Source organism: Chloroflexus sp. MS-CIW-1 (assembly GCF_030444705.1).
Taxonomy (GTDB): Bacteria; Chloroflexota; Chloroflexia; order Chloroflexales; family Chloroflexaceae; genus Chloroflexus.
The window spans coordinates 2,618,346-2,634,603 of sequence record NZ_JAUBWR010000001.1 but is presented as its reverse complement, the minus strand read 5'-3'; the positions used below and the strand labels follow the sequence as shown (position 1 = coordinate 2,634,603).

The 16,258-nt window shown below is 57.6% G+C and carries 15 protein-coding genes; all 15 read left to right on the top strand.

Going from position 1 to position 16,258, the window contains the following annotated elements; genetic code table 11:
- The first annotated feature begins 2 nt into the window (after nt 1-2).
- On the top strand, nt 3-740 hold the full coding sequence (locus tag QTO31_RS10530) for an energy-coupling factor ABC transporter ATP-binding protein (RefSeq protein WP_236631133.1): 738 nt from the start codon (nt 3-5) through the stop codon (nt 738-740).
- Nucleotides 730-1,653, top strand: a complete 924-nt coding sequence (gene cbiB, locus QTO31_RS10525; protein WP_301429054.1) for an adenosylcobinamide-phosphate synthase CbiB — start codon at nt 730-732, stop codon at nt 1,651-1,653. Before QTO31_RS10530 ends, cbiB begins: the two co-directional genes overlap by 11 nt.
- A gap of 5 nt (nt 1,654-1,658) precedes the next feature.
- On the top strand, nt 1,659-3,056 hold the full coding sequence (locus tag QTO31_RS10520) for a sirohydrochlorin chelatase (RefSeq protein WP_301429053.1): 1,398 nt from the start codon (nt 1,659-1,661) through the stop codon (nt 3,054-3,056).
- Nucleotides 3,053-3,577, top strand: coding sequence for an NAD(P)H-dependent oxidoreductase (locus QTO31_RS10515; RefSeq protein WP_301429052.1), 525 nt, complete (start codon nt 3,053-3,055; stop codon nt 3,575-3,577). Before QTO31_RS10520 ends, QTO31_RS10515 begins: the two co-directional genes overlap by 4 nt.
- Nucleotides 3,574-4,236, top strand: coding sequence for a precorrin-8X methylmutase (locus QTO31_RS10510; protein WP_301429051.1), 663 nt, complete (start codon nt 3,574-3,576; stop codon nt 4,234-4,236). The genes QTO31_RS10515 and QTO31_RS10510 overlap by 4 nt, the downstream gene beginning before the upstream one ends.
- Before the next feature lie 11 nt (nt 4,237-4,247).
- Nucleotides 4,248-5,480: a cobalt-precorrin-5B (C(1))-methyltransferase gene (locus QTO31_RS10505; protein ID WP_301429050.1), complete on the top strand. Its 1,233-nt coding sequence runs from the start codon at nt 4,248-4,250 to the stop codon at nt 5,478-5,480.
- Nucleotides 5,477-6,697 carry a precorrin-6y C5,15-methyltransferase (decarboxylating) subunit CbiE gene (gene cbiE / locus QTO31_RS10500; protein WP_301429049.1) on the top strand — a complete coding sequence of 407 codons (1,221 nt, stop codon included), beginning with the start codon at nt 5,477-5,479 and terminating at the stop codon, nt 6,695-6,697. Before QTO31_RS10505 ends, cbiE begins: the two co-directional genes overlap by 4 nt.
- Complete coding sequence (gene cobI, locus QTO31_RS10495; RefSeq protein WP_301429048.1) at nt 6,690-7,415, top strand: precorrin-2 C(20)-methyltransferase; 726 nt, start codon at nt 6,690-6,692, stop codon at nt 7,413-7,415. The genes cbiE and cobI overlap by 8 nt, the downstream gene beginning before the upstream one ends.
- Nucleotides 7,412-8,260, top strand: coding sequence for a precorrin-4 C(11)-methyltransferase (cobM, locus tag QTO31_RS10490; RefSeq protein ID WP_301429047.1), 849 nt, complete (start codon nt 7,412-7,414; stop codon nt 8,258-8,260). The genes cobI and cobM overlap by 4 nt, the downstream gene beginning before the upstream one ends.
- A gap of 75 nt (nt 8,261-8,335) precedes the next feature.
- Nucleotides 8,336-10,732, top strand: a complete 2,397-nt coding sequence (gene cobJ, locus QTO31_RS10485; RefSeq protein ID WP_301429046.1) for a precorrin-3B C(17)-methyltransferase — start codon at nt 8,336-8,338, stop codon at nt 10,730-10,732.
- A complete protein-coding gene (gene cobA / locus QTO31_RS10480; RefSeq protein ID WP_031458558.1) occupies nt 10,722-11,504 on the top strand; it encodes a uroporphyrinogen-III C-methyltransferase in 783 nt (260 codons plus the stop codon). Before cobJ ends, cobA begins: the two co-directional genes overlap by 11 nt.
- A complete protein-coding gene (locus QTO31_RS10475; protein ID WP_031458559.1) occupies nt 11,501-12,913 on the top strand; it encodes a cobyrinate a,c-diamide synthase in 1,413 nt (470 codons plus the stop codon). Before cobA ends, QTO31_RS10475 begins: the two co-directional genes overlap by 4 nt.
- A 135-nt stretch (nt 12,914-13,048) precedes the next feature.
- Nucleotides 13,049-13,603 (top strand): bifunctional adenosylcobinamide kinase/adenosylcobinamide-phosphate guanylyltransferase, encoded by a 555-nt coding sequence (gene cobU / locus QTO31_RS10470; protein WP_301429045.1) that lies wholly within the window; start codon nt 13,049-13,051, stop codon nt 13,601-13,603.
- The gene (locus QTO31_RS10465; protein WP_301429044.1) at nt 13,582-14,658 is read left to right on the top strand and encodes a pyridoxal phosphate-dependent aminotransferase; all 1,077 of its coding nucleotides are present in this window, start codon (nt 13,582-13,584) and stop codon (nt 14,656-14,658) included. Before cobU ends, QTO31_RS10465 begins: the two co-directional genes overlap by 22 nt.
- Before the next feature lie 79 nt (nt 14,659-14,737).
- Nucleotides 14,738-16,213 carry a cobyric acid synthase gene (locus tag QTO31_RS10460; RefSeq protein WP_301429043.1) on the top strand — a complete coding sequence of 492 codons (1,476 nt, stop codon included), beginning with the start codon at nt 14,738-14,740 and terminating at the stop codon, nt 16,211-16,213.
- Nucleotides 16,214-16,258 lie beyond the last annotated feature (45 nt).

Sequence of the window (16,258 nt, the reverse complement as noted above, 5' to 3'; positions counted from 1 at the left end):
CCATGCTGACGTTTGAACGAGTCTCGTACCGCTTTGACGGTTCTTCGGTTCCGGCACTCCAGAACGTTTCCTTGACGATTCCCACCGGGCAGCGGGTTGCGATTCTGGGGCGCAACGGCGCCGGGAAGAGTACGTTGCTGTTGGTTGGTGCAGGGCTGCTTCGTCCGCAACAGGGCCAGGTTCGTCTTGGTGATCGTCCAATCGGCTATGCACGCGCCGACATGCGGTACGTTCGGCAGTATGTGGGAATGGTGATGCAATCACCGGACGAGCAACTCTTTAGTGCCAGTGTCTGGCAAGACATCAGCTTTGGGCCACTCAATCTGGGATTACGCCCTGCAGAAGCAGAGGACGCGGTACGTGAAGCCGCTGCATTGTGCGACGTGACCGATCTCCTCGACCGCCCAACCCACGCGCTGAGCGGTGGGCAAAAGGCGCGCGTGGCGCTGGCCGGGGTACTGGCGATGCGGCCGCAGTATCTTCTGGTCGATGAAACCACCTCTGGGCTGGACCTGTGGGCGAGGCAGCAGATTCTGCGGGTGTTTGATCGATTGGTTGCCCAAGGACGAACCGTCGTCATGGCGACTCATGATCTCGCGCTCACCAGGCGCTGGGCCGATCTGGTGATTGTGTTGCACGGAGGCAGCGTCGCTGCGGTTGGTTCTCCCCGACAACTATGGAACGATGAAGCAATCCGTCTGCTCATCGCTCCGCCAGAGGTATGGTGTGATGAGCATTGAACGACTACGCCGGCGGTGCACCATCGCGCTCTTAGCATTGGCGATTGATCAGGGTCTGGGTGATCCATTGGGGAATCTGCACCCAGTTGCGCTCATGGGACACTGGCTGCGCCTGGGCGAGCGATATGCCCCCGATACATCATGGGCGCGCTTAGTTTGGGGAGCAGGTTGGCTAGGGTTGGGCTGGTGGTTGAGCAGTAGTGTTGTGTCCTGGCTACCGCAGCACTGGTTGGCACAGAGTGGCTGTGCCTCGTTCCTAATGGCCTATCGTGACCTGGATCGAGCCGTGGCCGCGGTAGAAACTGCCCTCGCCAACGGTGATCTCGTTGCAGCACGTCGCTTACTGGGCTGGCACCTGGTCAGTCGCCCTACCGCCGATCTCAGTGCGACTGAGGTAGCCGGAGCCGCCATTGAGTCACTGGCAGAGAATCTCAGTGATAGTGTGATCGCGCCTCTCCTGGCACTCCTGATCGGCGGCCTACCGGCAATGGTGATCTATCGCTTCACCAATACTGCCGACGCGATGTGGGGCTATCGTACACCAACTTACGAATACCTGGGCAAGGTCGCTGCGCGCTGCGATGATGGCTTCAACATCATACCGGCTCGTCTGACGGCGATCCTGATTGCATCAGCGGCGCAGATCGTCAACCGGCGTGGACGAGAGGCCTGGCACATTGCACGACGTGACGCAGGGAAGACGGCTTCACCTAACGCGGGCTGGCCGATGGCGGCAATGGCCGGAGCGCTCGATACGATACTCACGAAGCGTGATCATTACGCGCTCGGCAGTGGATCGTGCGTTCCCAATGCCGCCATGATCGCGCAGGCCCGACAGATCGTGCGCTTGGCGGTAGGGATGGTGGTGATCGGGTTAGGTATCGGCGTGGTATTCCAGCGCCGGCAGAGGTAATGGCAATGACGAAGACAGCTCTTCTCTTGATTGGACACGGAACCGACGATCCAGACGGCCTTGCTGAATATCACCAATTGGCGAGTCTGGTGCAAGAACGGCTCGATTGCTCTGTACAACCCTGTTTTCTGGAGCTGGCCGATCCCCCGATTGGTCAGGCGCTCGATGAGTGCGCTCGCGCTGGTTATCGGCGCATCATCGCCCTACCGTTGCTCCTAGGGGCTGCCGGTCATCAGAAGAACGATATTCCGGTGGCCTTGCAGCAGGCAAGACTACGCTGGCCTGACGTGACCATTCACTACGGCGCTCCGCTCGGCGTCCAGTATGCCCTACTCAAGGCGTTAGCTGACCGGTTGCATGAGGCTGAAGCGGCAGTACCGCCGGTTCCTCGCGCCGAGACCGCCCTCGCTCTGATCGGACGAGGCAGTAGCGACCCCGACAGCAATGCCGACGTTGCGCGTATGGCGCGTCTGCTATGGGAAGGGCGCGGCTATGCTCACGTTATGTATGGCTTTTACAGTATCACCACGCCAAGGGTACCTGAAACGATAAAAGCCTGTGTTGCGCTTGGCGCCCGTCGGATCATTGTGATACCGTATCTGCTCTTCAGTGGGCGTATTTTGCAACGGATTAGATCACAGGTCAACGATGCACGCTCACGCTATCCTGATCATGATTTCGTGGTGACCGAACATCTTGGGCTTCACGAAGGCGTGATTGCCGCCATCCAGCAACGATTTCAAGAGGCAACCGAGGGGTACGCCGCAGTAAACTGTGATGTTTGTAAATATCGACGCCTGTTTCCGGGCTACACCGCCGACTTTGGTCGGCCACAGACCAGCGATCACGAACACGGCTTACGTGGCGCGACGGCAAACAACGAAATGAAATCCATCTTGCCGCCACGCTACCGTGGCGGTCGTCCGGTAAGTGCTGCACCGATGAGTGCGGCGCCACTCGTCTTCGACAAAACCGGGCAGGTGGCGTGGGATCGCATTTGGGGTGGTGATGATCCGAGCAATCCCTTCTGTGAACTGGCATTGGCCGGTGGCCCACCTCATCGCGGTACTCTGCTCGAACCGGTTGATCCGGAAACCATACGGGTCGATCCAGAAGGCTACGCCCGTGTCATTGCTGAACTTCGCCGCGCCTTGACGATGGTGACCGATCTGCCGGTCACTACCGATGTCGCACCAGGCTGGATTGGTCTGATTTGCGAGAGCGAAGAGATGGCTATCTGGCTGTTACGTGCGATCATCGTAGAAAATGTCAGTGTACGACGGGAAGATCGCACCTTGCTGTTGCCCGCAGGCCCACAGTTTCGCCTTGATGGAGAGATCAAAAACGTGGTCACGGCAGTCGCCAAGACCTACCACTACTGGAAAGAGCATATTCAACGATGAACAGCACTGCATGCCATATCTTTATCCTGCATGATCTGGGTGATAACATCACCCAATTAGCTCAGGCAATTGCTGATGGCGTCACATCTGTGCCTGGTGTGACGGTCAAGATCAGCCAACCCAATCATGCCACGAAAGCCGATCTGCTCGAAGCCGACGGTATCATTATCGGTACGCCAAACTGGACGGGGATCAAAGGCACGCTCAAACGCTGGCTCGACACCACCGGCGATCTGTGGGAAGAGGGTAGCCTGGCCGGGAAAGTAGGTGCCGCCTTCACCAGCAGCGCCGGACGACATTCGGGTACCGAGTTTACTCTACTCTCGGTTTTACACTGGATGTTGGGGAGCGGCATGATTATCGTTGGCTTACCGTGGAGTGAAATGATGATCCGATCCGGATCATACTACGGTGCAACTGCTGTTGGCGCAGTGACTGAGGAAGACCTGGCTCAGGCATACGCGCTGGGGCGGCGCGTAGCAGAAGTGGCAGTTCAATTACGGCGAGGAGCAATGCCATGAACAACCATGCGTTGCCAACGGCGAGTGGCGCCGAGATCGCTGCACGCTCGTTTGCTATCATTCGTGCTGAGCTGGCTGCCCGCAACGTTATCGTACCATCGCCACTCGTGGCCATCGTAGAACGAGTCATTCACACCACCGCCGATTTTGAATTCGCCGAGCTGATCAAGGCCAGCTCTAGTGCAGTTGAAGCCGGTATTACCGCCTTGCAGCGTGGATGTGCGGTCATCACTGATGTGCAGATGGTACGAGTCGGGATCGATCAACGACGGTTGCACCATCTCGGTGGTCGTGTTGATTGTTTCAACGATAGCGAACGGGTGCTGGCATTCGCTGCTGCTACTGGTCTTACCCGTAGCGCGGCGGCCATGCGCTGGGCGTATGAGCAGGGTCGCCTGGATGGGGCCATTGTGGCGATTGGGAATGCACCAACCGCTCTGCTTGAGGTGATCGCTCTGCTCGATCGTGGTGCACGACCGGCGTTAATTGTCGGTACACCGGTTGGCTTCGTCAACACTGTCGAGAGCAAAGCGGCCCTCATGGCCCGTACCGATGTCGAATGGATCGTTAGCGTCGGGCGCAAAGGTGGCTCGCCGGTGGCGACGGCGGTTGTCAATGCGCTGCTGCGGCTGGCAATCGGTGAAGACAACAGTGCATAACGGAGGTGTCCATGGCCGATATGGTTCCACCACGGAATAAACGCGGTGCACGTACCGGCTATACCACCGGGAGTAACGCAGCGGCAGCGGCGAAGGCGGCGACCATTGCACTCTTGAGCGGACACTGGCCGGAACAGGTCACGATTACGCTGCCAATCGGTGAGACAGCAACAATGACCCCGGCCATCACCCGGCTTGATGCCGATGGTGCATACTGCTGTATGGTGAAGGATGCTGGCGATGATCCTGATGTAACCCACGGGGCCTTGATCTGCGCTCAGGTACGGATTGTTGCAACATCGGGAATACATATCGAGGGCGGGCAGGGCGTTGGTCGAGTAACGCTGCCCGGTCTCGGCTTGCCGGTTGGAGGGCCAGCCATTAACCCAGTGCCTCGCCAACAAATTACTGCCAATGTGATCGATGCAGTGCGTGAGTACGCCCCCGATGGCGAGACGTTTCTTGAGCGGCAAGGGCTTGAGGTCATCATCAGTGTACCCGATGGCGAACGGATTGCCCAGAAGACTCTAAATCCCCGACTTGGAATTGTGGGCGGAATCAGCATTCTCGGTACAACCGGCAAAGTCTTTCCGTACAGTACTGCGGCCTGGCGCGCCAGTGTGATCCAGGCTGTGGAAATGGCAGCTCGTAACGGTGTGCCAAAGATTATCTTATGTACCGGTGGTCGTTCAGAAAAATTTGCTATGCAGATATTTCCCGAATTGCCTGAAATTGCCTTTGTCGAGTTGAGTGTCTTTACCGGTGATGCGCTGAAAGTTTGTGTCAGTCACGGTGTTCCGGCTGCTGCTTTTGTGGGCATGATCGGCAAGATGATTAAAACCGCGCAGGGCCATATGCAAACCCACGTTGCCGGTAATCAGGTTGATTTCACGTTTCTGTCTCAGGTTTGTCGTGACGTTGGTGCGCCCGAGTCCTTCGTCGCGGAAGTAGCACGTGCAAACACTGGTCGGCACTTTCTCGAACTGTGTCAGGCCAATGGTCAGATGGCACCGCTACAACGGATTGTCGAATTGGCACTCGATCAATGCCTGTGGTTTATTACCGGTCTGAGTGGAACGATGGATTTTGAGACGATTCTTGTCGATTTCGACGGGCGTGTGCTGGCACGCGCAGCCAGAACTGGGATGCAACCAACAACACCGGTAACACCACCGCCACCACTGATTGAACGTCTACCGACCGATCCGCTACCCGAAACTGATGATCCGGTGGAGGATGTATGAGTCGGCGTACACCTGTTCTGGTTGTTGGCCTAACCGCTGCCGGCGCCGAGGGACTGCCAGTGCATCTCTGCGAACGGATTCGACGTGCCGATCTGCTGGTTGGCGGAAAGCGGCAGCTCGCGGCGTTTGCCGATGTTCCCGCTGAACGCCTGACCATCGAAGCTAGCGTTGAACCGGCCCTATCGCGGTTGTATAGTGCCTGGGAGAGTGGAAAGACTGCCGTCGTGCTGGCATCGGGCGATCCGCTCTGGTACGGTATTGGTAGTAGTTTGCGCCGGCGGTTTCCACCCGAAGCGCTTGAGATCATACCGGCACCTACGGCGGCCCAACTTGCGTTTGCCGCCCTCGCCGAACCCTGGCACGACGCCATCTTACTCAGTGCGCACGGGCGTCCATTTGCCAATATCATTCCTGCGGTTCTTGGCGCAGCTAAGGCAGCAATCCTGACCGATCATCAGCAGACACCAGCAGTCATTGCGCAGGCGTTGATCACTGCCGGATTAGCACCAGATAGTCGCTGTGCGGTGTGTGAACAGCTCGGCGGAACACAACAACGAGTTGTACGAGCAACGCTCGCCGAGATCGTGAACAGTACGTTCGATCCGTTGAATGTGTTGATTGTCTGGAACGACCAGCCGCGTCAGCCGGTTCCACCCGGTTTACCCGATGAAGCTTTTAGCACTGAAGCCGGTCAATTGACAAAACGCGAGGTTCGGCTGCTCAATCTGGCCGAACTGGCAATTCGGCCAGGTGAGGTGTTGTGGGACATCGGCGCCGGTAGTGGATCGGTAGCGATAGAGGCAGCTCGGGCATGGCCAACCGCGCAGGTCTATGCAGTTGAGCGCCGGGCGGTTTTCATTGATCACATTCAGACGAATCTGCGCCGCTTCCCGGCGCCCAATCTGCACGTGTTTCATGGCGAAGCGCCAGAAGCATGCCGGTCGTGGCCTGATCCGCATGCTGTATTTGTGGGTGGCAGCGGTGGGCGTCTATCCGACATCGTAACGCTGGCTCGCCAACGACTGCACCCTGCCGGGCGATTGGTGATCAATCTCGTCATGACCGGCCATCTTGCCCAGGTAGTGCAGCTCTTACCAGGGGCCCGGGTTACCCATGTTCAGATCAATCGTGGGGCACCAATTCAAACTGATTTGCGGTTTGCCGCACTCAACCCAGTGTATATCGTTGTCTGGCGAAAAGAGGCAACCTATGACTGAACTTCCCGAGCTGATCGCCGTCGGCGTTGGTCCCGGCGATCCGGAATTGATTACGCTTAAGGGATTACGTGCCATTCAAAGCGCTGATGTCATTTTCACCCCCCTTAGTCGTGAGGGTGATGCCAGTATCGCGCTACAGATTGCCACACCCTGGATCGATCAAGAGCGCCAGCGTCTAGTGAGTCTGCCTCTGCCAATGACCCGCGATGCCGGTCAATTGCGCCCAGCCTGGCAAGCGGCTGCCGCAACGATTCAGCAAGAACTGACCGGCCGACAACGGGGTGTCTATCTCTTACTCGGTGATCCTCTACTGTACGGCACATTCAGTTATCTGTGGCGTGAACTACACACTGCTGCCAACATCACCGTCAAGATCATTCCCGGCATCACCTCATTTGCCGCGGCTGCCGCCGCTGGTGGCCTCCCACTGACCATGGCCGACGAGCGATTGATCGTGTTGCCGGCTAGCTACGAGACCGACACGCTCACCCTGCAACGGCTGCTCACCGACTTCAGTACCGTCGTGCTGATGAAAGCCGGTACAGCCCTACCAACAATTGTCACAGCCTTGCAGCAACTCAATCTGCTCGACCATGCCCTTTATGCCGAGCGTGTCGGACTAGAGGGCGAATTCATCACCCGCGATTTGCGCACCCTCGATCTCCAACATCGTCCTTATCTGTCGTTGGTCATCGTTCGTCGTGGAGGATGGCTATGATCTACCCTGCTACTCCAGGTACTGTCTATTTTGTCGGCGCCGGCCCTGGCGCCCCTGATCTTATTACAGTGCGTGGACGTGATCTCCTGGCACAGGCTGACCTGATCCTCTACGCTGATAGTCTGGTAGATGCAGCCCTACCGTTGGCGTATGCCCGGCCTGAAGCGCGCATCATCGGCTCGGTCGAAATGCACCTCACGCAGATCGTGCAGGTGATGAGCGAAGCGGCACGGGCCGGGCAAGTGGTGGTACGCTTACACAGCGGCGATCCGGCGCTGTACGGTGCAATTCACGAACAGATGGTGGCGCTTGACGAAGCCGGTATTCCCTACGAGATTGTACCCGGTGTCACCGCAGCCTTCGCCCTCGCCGCACGCCTTGGTGTTGAGTTGACGGTGCCCGAACTGGTGCAAACCATCATCCTGACCCGCCCCGGCGGACGAACACCGTTGCCAGAACGCGAACATCTACGCGGCCTGGCGGCTCACGGTGCTTCGCTGGCGATCTACCTGGGGATTACCCGTATTCAGCAGGTGGTTGACGATCTCTTGGCCGGTGGTGTTTACACGCCAGAAACGCCGGTTGTAGTGGCCTATCGCGTCTCCTGGCCCGATGAAGTGATCATCCACGGCACGTTAGGCGATATTGTCGCCAGCGTGAAGGCTGCTGGCTTTACCCGTCAGGCTCTGATTCTAGTCAGTGCGGCGCTCGATCCAGCCCACAAACGTACTGACCGACCGACCAGCCATCTCTACAATCCGCAGTTTAGCCATCGCCTTCGACGGCGTATCGTGTCAGATGATGGAAATGGTGAGAACAGCGATCAGTCTGCTTTCCATACTTAAGCCTGGTAGAGGAACGAGAGCAATCTCCTGAGCAAGAACAAGCACCTCTTGAGCAAGATCAGATAGAGATAGCAAATGACGAGTAAACTCAGTGATCAATATACCCTGGCTGAGGCAGCTACCATACCATCGTCGATCATTACTATCAGTCGTGCCGGCGTCGAACTTGCCAACCGGTTGGCAAAACACATCCCGGCAACGATCTGGGTGCCAGAGCGATTCGTTGCGACAGTTCCTGGTGGACGCACGTACACAACACTGCGCGAAGCGGTGCAGATGGCCTGGCGTCAGAGTAGTGCGATTATCTTTATCGCCGCAACCGGCATTGCTGTGCGCTTGATCGCACCCCTACTCAACGCGAAAACAGTCGATCCGGCGGTGATCTGCCTCGATGAACAGGGTCAGGTTGTTGTACCCCTGGTTGGCGGGCATCGTGCCGGTGCGAATGCGCTAGCCCGTCGGATTGCAACCATCACCGCCGGTCTGGCCGCTATCACGACTGCAAGCGACGTTCAGGGCCTGCCAGCCCTCGATCTCATCGGAAAGGAACAGGGTTGGCGCCTGGCGCCGGATTCAGCCACAACTCACGTTATGGCTTGCCTGGTGAACAGCGATCCCGTTGGGGTGTGGGTCGATCCGGCGCTACCGGCAGCGCGTGCCCTGTTAACCACCGAGTTGGCTTCGGTGGCAACGGTTGAATGGGTGAATGAAGCCGAGCTGCTGACCGATCCCCGTTTTGCCGCAGCGATTCTTGTTTCGTACCGGCGGCTTGACCCTCTCTGGAATAAATTACGCCACAAAGCGTTACGTTATTTTCTCCCATCGCTGGTGATCGGCATCGGTTGTCGTCGTGGTGTTCCGGTTGATGAACTTGCTACCGCAGTCACAACAACACTGGCGCAGCATGATCTGCTGACCGAGTGTGTCGCTGCTCTTGCGACCGCCGAACTGAAGGCCGATGAGGCCGGTATTATTGCGCTGGCCGATCATTTCGGTGTTCCGCTTACGGTCATTAACACCGATCAACTGCAAGCCCTCGATCCGCAAGCGTTTAGCCCAAGTGCCGCAACTCGCTTTGCTCTCCCCGGTGTAGCCGAGCCATGTGCGACAATCGCAGCCCAAGGGCCACTCCTGGTTCCCAAACAGGTCTTTGCCCAATGCACGGTTGCTGTTGCCCTCGGCCAAGCCGCTTCCATTGCTTTGCCTTCTGCCACCGGTCAGCTCAGGCTGGTCAGTATTGGCCCCGGCGATCTGGCCCATCTCACCGAGTTAGCTCGGCGGGCGCTGAGCAATGCGGAGGTTGTGATGGGTTACGCACGGTATATCGACCTGATCAGGCCCCTGCTCCGTGCCGATCAAGAGGTGATTGCAACACCAGCTATGGGTGACGAGATAGGACGGGCACAGATGGCGATTGACCTGGCGCGATCTGGTCGGCGTGTAGCCCTGGTGAGCAGCGGCGACATAGGGATTTACGCAATGGCTGCTCCTGTGTTCGAGCAATTACAGGCCATCGGTTGGCGTGGCCGCGATCCGGTCGTCGAAGTTATTCCGGGGGTCAGTGCATTTCAGGCGCTGGCTGCTCGCATTGGTGCACCGATCAATCATGACCTCTGCCTCATCAGCCTCAGCGATTTGCTCACGCCGTGGTCGCTGATCGAACGGCGATTGCGTGCTGCGGCCCAGGCCGATTTCGTCGTCGCACTCTACAACCCACGTTCACAAGGGCGCAACTGGCAACTCGCCGCCGCCCTTGCTATATTGCGCGACCATCGCCCGCCAACAACACCGGTGGTCTTTGGCCGACAGGTGAGCCGTGACGATGAACAGATTACCGTTACCACGCTGGCAGCCGCCGATCCTGCTCTGGCCGACATGCTGACACTGGTACTGGTCGGGAATAGCCAGAGCTTTCACCTGGCCGGTCATGTCGTTACGCCACGTGGCTACACAACGCGCCCTTATCAACCGACCACTGCTATGCTGGCAACCGGAGCGAGCGACTACCCGATCATTCTGACCAAACCCGCTCATTTCCCGGCAGTCGTTATTGGCGGTGGCAATGTCGGTGAACGTAAGGTACGCGGCTTACTGGCTGCCGGGGTACCGGTACGACTGATTAGCCCGACAGCGACCACCCAACTGATCGCATGGGCCGAAGAGGGTCGACTAGTCTGGGAACGTCGAACCTACCAACCAGGCGATCTTAACGGTGCAAGACTGGTGTTCGCGGCAACCAACGACCGTACTGTTAACGCACGGATTGCCGCTGCTGCGATTGCCGCCGGAGCACTTTGCAATGTGGCTGATAACCCGACCGAAGGCGACTTTCATGTACCGGCTGTCTATCGCAGTGGCGGCATCACTGTGACTGTGAGCAGTATCGGTAGCGCTCCCACCCGATCTACCGCCTTACGCGATGCCATCGCCAGTTGGCTAGAAACTATTGGAGTAAGCACCCATGAGCGGTAAAGCATACCTCGTTGGCGCCGGCCCTGGTCGGGCCGATTTGATAACAGTACGCGGTCTGAATGTATTGCGGCAGGCTGATGTCGTGCTCTACGATCGTCTCATTGCCGCATCCCTACTCGACGAAGCACCAGCGCACGCTGAACGTATCTTTGTCGGCAAGCGTCCCGGTCATCACGCCTGGCGACAGGATGGCATCAATGAGACGTTGGTTCGTCTGGTGCGTAATGGCTTGCAGGTCGTGCGTTTGAAGGGTGGTGATCCGGGCGTATTTGCCCATGTCGCCGAAGAGGCAGCAGCTCTGGCCGCTGCCGGTCTGCCGTTTGAAATTGTACCTGGCGTTTCGTCGGCGCTGGCAGTGCCACTCTGTGCCGGTATTCCCCTAACCTGGCGCGGCATCGCCTCGGCGTTCACCGTCGTCTCTGGTCACGAAGTCACCGACCACGGCTGTAGTGGAATCAGTTGGTCATTGCTTGCCGCTACCCCCACTCTGGTTGTCCTGATGGCACTCGGTCGGATCGAGCAGGTCTGCACTGCGCTGATCGCTGCTGGCCGTAATCCTGACACGCCGGCTGCCCTGATCAGTCGTGGGGCTAGTCATCAACAGCGAACCTTACGAGCAACGTTGGGCACGATGGCTGAACATCAACGGTTAGCGCAACTTCCGCCGCCGGCAGTGCTCGTCGTGGGTGACGTGGCACTGCTGGCCGACACCCTGGCCTGGTACGACCCGGCTCAGTATCCGGCAGAGCCAATGCTCTGGGAAGAGATATGAACACCTTGAGCGAAAAGACAATCCTGCTCCCCAGACTACTGTTCGCCGCACCGATGAGCGGCAGTGGAAAGACGACCCTGACCGCTGGCGTGATCGCTGCGCTCCGACGGCGTGGTCTGCAAGTTGCGCCGTTCAAATGCGGTCCCGATTACATCGATCCCGGTTACCATGCGCTGGCTGCTGGACGGCCATGCCACAACCTCGATTCCTGGCTTGTTGCCCCCGAACAGATGACCGGTATTCTGGCGCGACGCAGTGCTGGAACCGATCTGGCGCTCATTGAAGGAGTGATGGGTCTTTTCGATGGCTACGGTGCGACAGACGATACCGGCAGTAGTGCTCATATCGCCCGCCTGACAGCGACACCGGTGATTATCGTGCTCGATGCGCGCGCAATGGCGCGTACCGCTGCTGCACTCATCGCTGGCTTACGCGACTTTGATCGTCGGCTACGGATCGGTGGCGTTATTTTGAACCGCGTCGGTAGTCCGCGTCACGCAGCACTCATCCGTAGTGCAATTGAACAGACGATTGGCGTGCCGGTACTAGGCTTTCTTGAACGTGCTCCGGAACTGACGCTGCCTGAACGTCATCTGGGCCTGATACCGGTCATTGAGCCGGGGCGCTGGCAGGAATGGCTATCGCATGTCGCCGACCGTGTTGCTGCTACCATTGATCTCGACCATTTGCTCAATATTGCCCGTACTGCACCACCACTCCCTGTAACGCCGCTGCCAACCGTTTCACCACCTGACACAAACACCAAACCGGTTATTGCAGTTGCTCGTGATGAAGCCTTTAACTTTATCTACCCCGACAACCTCGATCTCTTACAGGTTGCTGGCGCCGAATTAGCCTTCTTCAGCCCGTTACACGACGTTACTCTTCCAGAACGGACCGCTGCCATCTATCTGTGCGGGGGCTTTCCTGAATTGTATGCCGCACAACTGAGCGCCAATACCAGGCTTCGCCAGGCAATTCGCATCGCTGCCGAAGCCGGAGTGCCGATATACGCCGAATGTGGCGGGTTGATGTACCTGACCGAAACACTCATTGACCAGCACGGTCAGGCTTTCCCTATGGTCGGCGTGCTGCCCGGTCAATCGCGTATGACGCAGCGTCTGACACTGGGGTATCGCACTATAACATCTCAAACCGACACGTGGCTCTGGCGTGCCGGTGAGACCCTGCGCGGTCACGAGTTTCATTACTCGGTGTGGGCAGAGCGACCACCAACACTACCGTCGCTCTACACCTGTTTGCCCGACGAACTACGGCCTCATACTGCAACCGAAGGTGTGGTGATCAAGAATACCCTGGCTTCGTACATTCACATACACTTTCTCTCTTGTCCACACGCTGCCGAACGGTTCGTTGCCGCAGCGATGAGAAATGCCAGCATAAGATAGAGGAGTGAGAAAAGGTGTGAGTTCTAAACCTGCACCTAGCGCGTGAGGAATCTCGCCTCGTTCAAAACACCTGTTTGCGTGTGTCTGCAACCTCCGTGCTATCGCCTGTTTCATCATCCAGAAAGGTCATCGCCTATGAAGAACATCATCCTCTTCACCGGCGGCGCTCGCAGCGGTAAAAGTCGCTGTGCCGAACGCTACGCAGCTCGCCTCAGCGAGCATGTTATCTACCTAGCGACTGCCACGCCCGACGACGACGAAATGCGCGAGCGCATCATCAATCACCGTGCTCGACGGCCAACAACCTGGCACACCATTGAAGCACCGACTGCTGTCGCCGCCGCGCTCGCCGATCTGCCGGTCGGTACAGTCGTACTACTCGACTGTCTCTCACTCCTGGTCAGTAATCTTTTACTTGCCAATGAGTCAGCACCAGAACCGGCAATTCATCACGAAATCACATCATTGCTGTCAACTGCGAGCAGTCGCAATCTCACATTGATTGCCGTCACCAATGAGGTGGGAATGGGTATCGTACCGGCCTACCCACTCGGCAGACGGTATCGCGATCTGTTGGGATGGGTCAATCAACAGGTTGCGGCAGCGGCGCAAGAAGTCTATCTGGTGACCTGCGGTATTGCGGTAGAATTGCGTACCCTGGAGGCAGCATGGAATCGTACAGTCCAGTAGTGCACGGCGCACTCGATGAAACTGAACTGGCTCGTTTAGGGTTGAGTGCCGGTCAATTGGTCGACTTCAGCAGCAATATCAACCCTTTCGGCCCACCCGACTCGGTCTTGCAGGCGCTGCGGAGCCTTAATCCGGCGCCGTATCCTGACCGAAGTTGTCTTCGTTTGCGCACACAGTTGGCCGCGCTTCACCATTGTGCTACCAACGCCATCCTGGTCGGAAATGGTGCCAACGAGCTGATCCATCTCGTTGCCCGCGCCCTTGGTGAAGCTGGTGCTACTGCGTTGGTTGTCGGGCCGACATATGGCGAGTACGCGCATGCGTCACGACTGGCCGGTATGCAGGTTGTCGAGCAACAGAGTACGATTGCAACAGGATTTCATCCCGATCTCCCCGACTTATTCACTACCATCGAACGGCTCCGTCCTCGTCTGTGCTGGCTCTGCGTTCCCAATAATCCTACCGGCATTGATCTCTCATCTGATATGATCGGTGAACTGGCGCAGGCCTGTGTGGCTGTCGGGGGACGTCTCATCCTTGATCGGGCGTATCTGACGCTCAAACACAACGCCACTCCTCATGATCCGCTTGACCATATCAGCGTACCGCACCTGATCCGTATCTACTCGCTTACTAAAAGCTATGCCGTTGCCGGTCTCCGCATCGGTTATCTGATCGCCGACCCCAAAACAGTAACCGCTATCGCGCACTACCAACCGGCGTGGAGTGTTAACAGCGCGGCTCAGGCGGCAGCGCTGGCGATGCTTGCCGATACCACATTTTTGCCTGCAACCATACCGCAACTCTGGGCCGTCAGCGATGAGCTTGCCCACAACCTGCGTCAGCTCGGTCTGACTATCTGGCGGGCAGACCTACCCTTTATGCTCGTCAACTGTACTAATGCAGGGATGGTTCGTCACCAACTGCTCAAGCGCGGTTGTGTGGTGCGAGACTGCACATCGTTTGGGTTGCCGGAATGGGTACGAGTTGCACCCCGCCAGCCAGTAGACAATGCACGACTCCTGGCGGCCTGGCGCGAGATACTGTCTAAATAGGACGGCGAAGCGAGGAGGCTATCTGCACAGCGAACGTTATCATTTCTGAAAACTTCATTAACAACAAGAGGATAACCCTATGCCAGCACCTGTCTTGATGGTTGTCGGTACTGCTTCATCTGTTGGCAAAAGCACTCTAGTGACTGCACTTTGCCGACTAGCCTGTCGTCGCGGCTTGCGTGTTGCGCCCTTCAAAGCCCAAAACATGAGCAACAATGCGGCTGTCACCGCGGATGGGAAAGAGATAGCCCGCAGTACAGCAGTACAGGCTGCTGCTGCCGGTATAGAACCTGATGTAGCGATGAATCCAATCCTCATCAAACCAGAGGGGCAACGGCGCAGCCAGATCATCGTTGAGGGTCGGCCCTGGCATACACTCACCGCTAGCGATTTCTGGCAACGCAAAGCCCAGCTCTGGTCGGTAGTCACGCGCAATCTCGACCACCTGCGTGCTACTTACGATCTTGTCATTGCCGAAGGCGCCGGTAGTCCGGTCGAACTCAATCTTAAAGCGGGTGATATTGTCAATATGCGCGTGGCCCACTACGCTCAGGCTCGTACCGTACTTGTCGGCGATATTGATCGCGGCGGTATTTTTGCCCAACTGTTGGGAACCCTGATGCTCCTTGAACCTGACGAGCGCTCACTCATTACCGGTCTGATCGTCAATCGGTTTCGCGGCGATCCGATATTGTTCGCCGATGGCATCACCATCTTGCAAGAACGCAGCGGCCTGCCGGTGTTAGGGGTTGTGCCGTGGCTGGAAGACATCGGCTTGCCCGAAGAGGATGCTGTTGCTCTTGAGCACATGCAAGATAGACCGTCGCAGGGCTTGACCGTTGCCGTCATTCGCTTGCCGGGCATTGCCAACTTCGACGACTTCGATCCGCTTGCTCATGAGGCCGGCGTGACGGTACGTTATATCGAGCACCCTACAGAACTGAGCGGCGTAGCAGCGGTGATTCTCCCCGGCACAAAGCACACGCTGGCGGCTCGTCGTTGGCTGCGCGAACACGGTTTTGATGCTGCGTTACACCAATTTTCGGGCGCGATTGTCGGTATTTGTGGTGGTTATCAACTATTGGGCCAACGCATCAGCGATCCGTTGGCCGTCGAAGGCGATGGTGGTGAAGAGGCCGGGTTGGGCTTGCTCCCTATTGAAACGACGTTCAGCACCCACAAACAAACTACACGCACCATTGCATACCCACACGTCGCCTGGGCTGGTCGCACCCCTGTCAGCGGCTACGAAATTCACATGGGTCAGAGCTATCGCTTGAGAACCGCTCAACCTCTGCTACAGATTGTGCAGCGCGGCGCTGATCCAACCACTGCCGAGGATGGCTGCCTGAGTCCCGATGGACGGATATGGGGTTGCTATCTGCACGGTATCTTTGCCAACGACGATTTCCGTCGCGGATGGTTACGTCAGTTGGGCTGGAAACCGACATTAATCAATACACCGAAGGTTGATCCTTTCGACCGATTGGCCGATCACGTTGCCGCTGCACTTGGCCCAACGGTGATCGAGCGCCTGTTGCACAGTGAGGGTTAGCGCTGGTCTGAGCATTCTGAGCATTCATTGATCGGTGACTCAGAC

Coding starts and splice junctions, on each gene's coding strand:
- QTO31_RS10530 (WP_236631133.1), top strand. CDS start 3: ATGCTGACGTTTGAACGAGTCTCGTACCGCTTTGACGGTTCTTCGGTT.
- cbiB (WP_301429054.1), top strand. CDS start 730: ATGAGCATTGAACGACTACGCCGGCGGTGCACCATCGCGCTCTTAGCA.
- QTO31_RS10520 (WP_301429053.1), top strand. CDS start 1,659: ATGACGAAGACAGCTCTTCTCTTGATTGGACACGGAACCGACGATCCA.
- QTO31_RS10515 (WP_301429052.1), top strand. CDS start 3,053: ATGAACAGCACTGCATGCCATATCTTTATCCTGCATGATCTGGGTGAT.
- QTO31_RS10510 (WP_301429051.1), top strand. CDS start 3,574: ATGAACAACCATGCGTTGCCAACGGCGAGTGGCGCCGAGATCGCTGCA.
- QTO31_RS10505 (WP_301429050.1), top strand. CDS start 4,248: ATGGCCGATATGGTTCCACCACGGAATAAACGCGGTGCACGTACCGGC.
- cbiE (WP_301429049.1), top strand. CDS start 5,477: ATGAGTCGGCGTACACCTGTTCTGGTTGTTGGCCTAACCGCTGCCGGC.
- cobI (WP_301429048.1), top strand. CDS start 6,690: ATGACTGAACTTCCCGAGCTGATCGCCGTCGGCGTTGGTCCCGGCGAT.
- cobM (WP_301429047.1), top strand. CDS start 7,412: ATGATCTACCCTGCTACTCCAGGTACTGTCTATTTTGTCGGCGCCGGC.
- cobJ (WP_301429046.1), top strand. CDS start 8,336: ATGACGAGTAAACTCAGTGATCAATATACCCTGGCTGAGGCAGCTACC.
- cobA (WP_031458558.1), top strand. CDS start 10,722: ATGAGCGGTAAAGCATACCTCGTTGGCGCCGGCCCTGGTCGGGCCGAT.
- QTO31_RS10475 (WP_031458559.1), top strand. CDS start 11,501: ATGAACACCTTGAGCGAAAAGACAATCCTGCTCCCCAGACTACTGTTC.
- cobU (WP_301429045.1), top strand. CDS start 13,049: ATGAAGAACATCATCCTCTTCACCGGCGGCGCTCGCAGCGGTAAAAGT.
- QTO31_RS10465 (WP_301429044.1), top strand. CDS start 13,582: ATGGAATCGTACAGTCCAGTAGTGCACGGCGCACTCGATGAAACTGAA.
- QTO31_RS10460 (WP_301429043.1), top strand. CDS start 14,738: ATGCCAGCACCTGTCTTGATGGTTGTCGGTACTGCTTCATCTGTTGGC.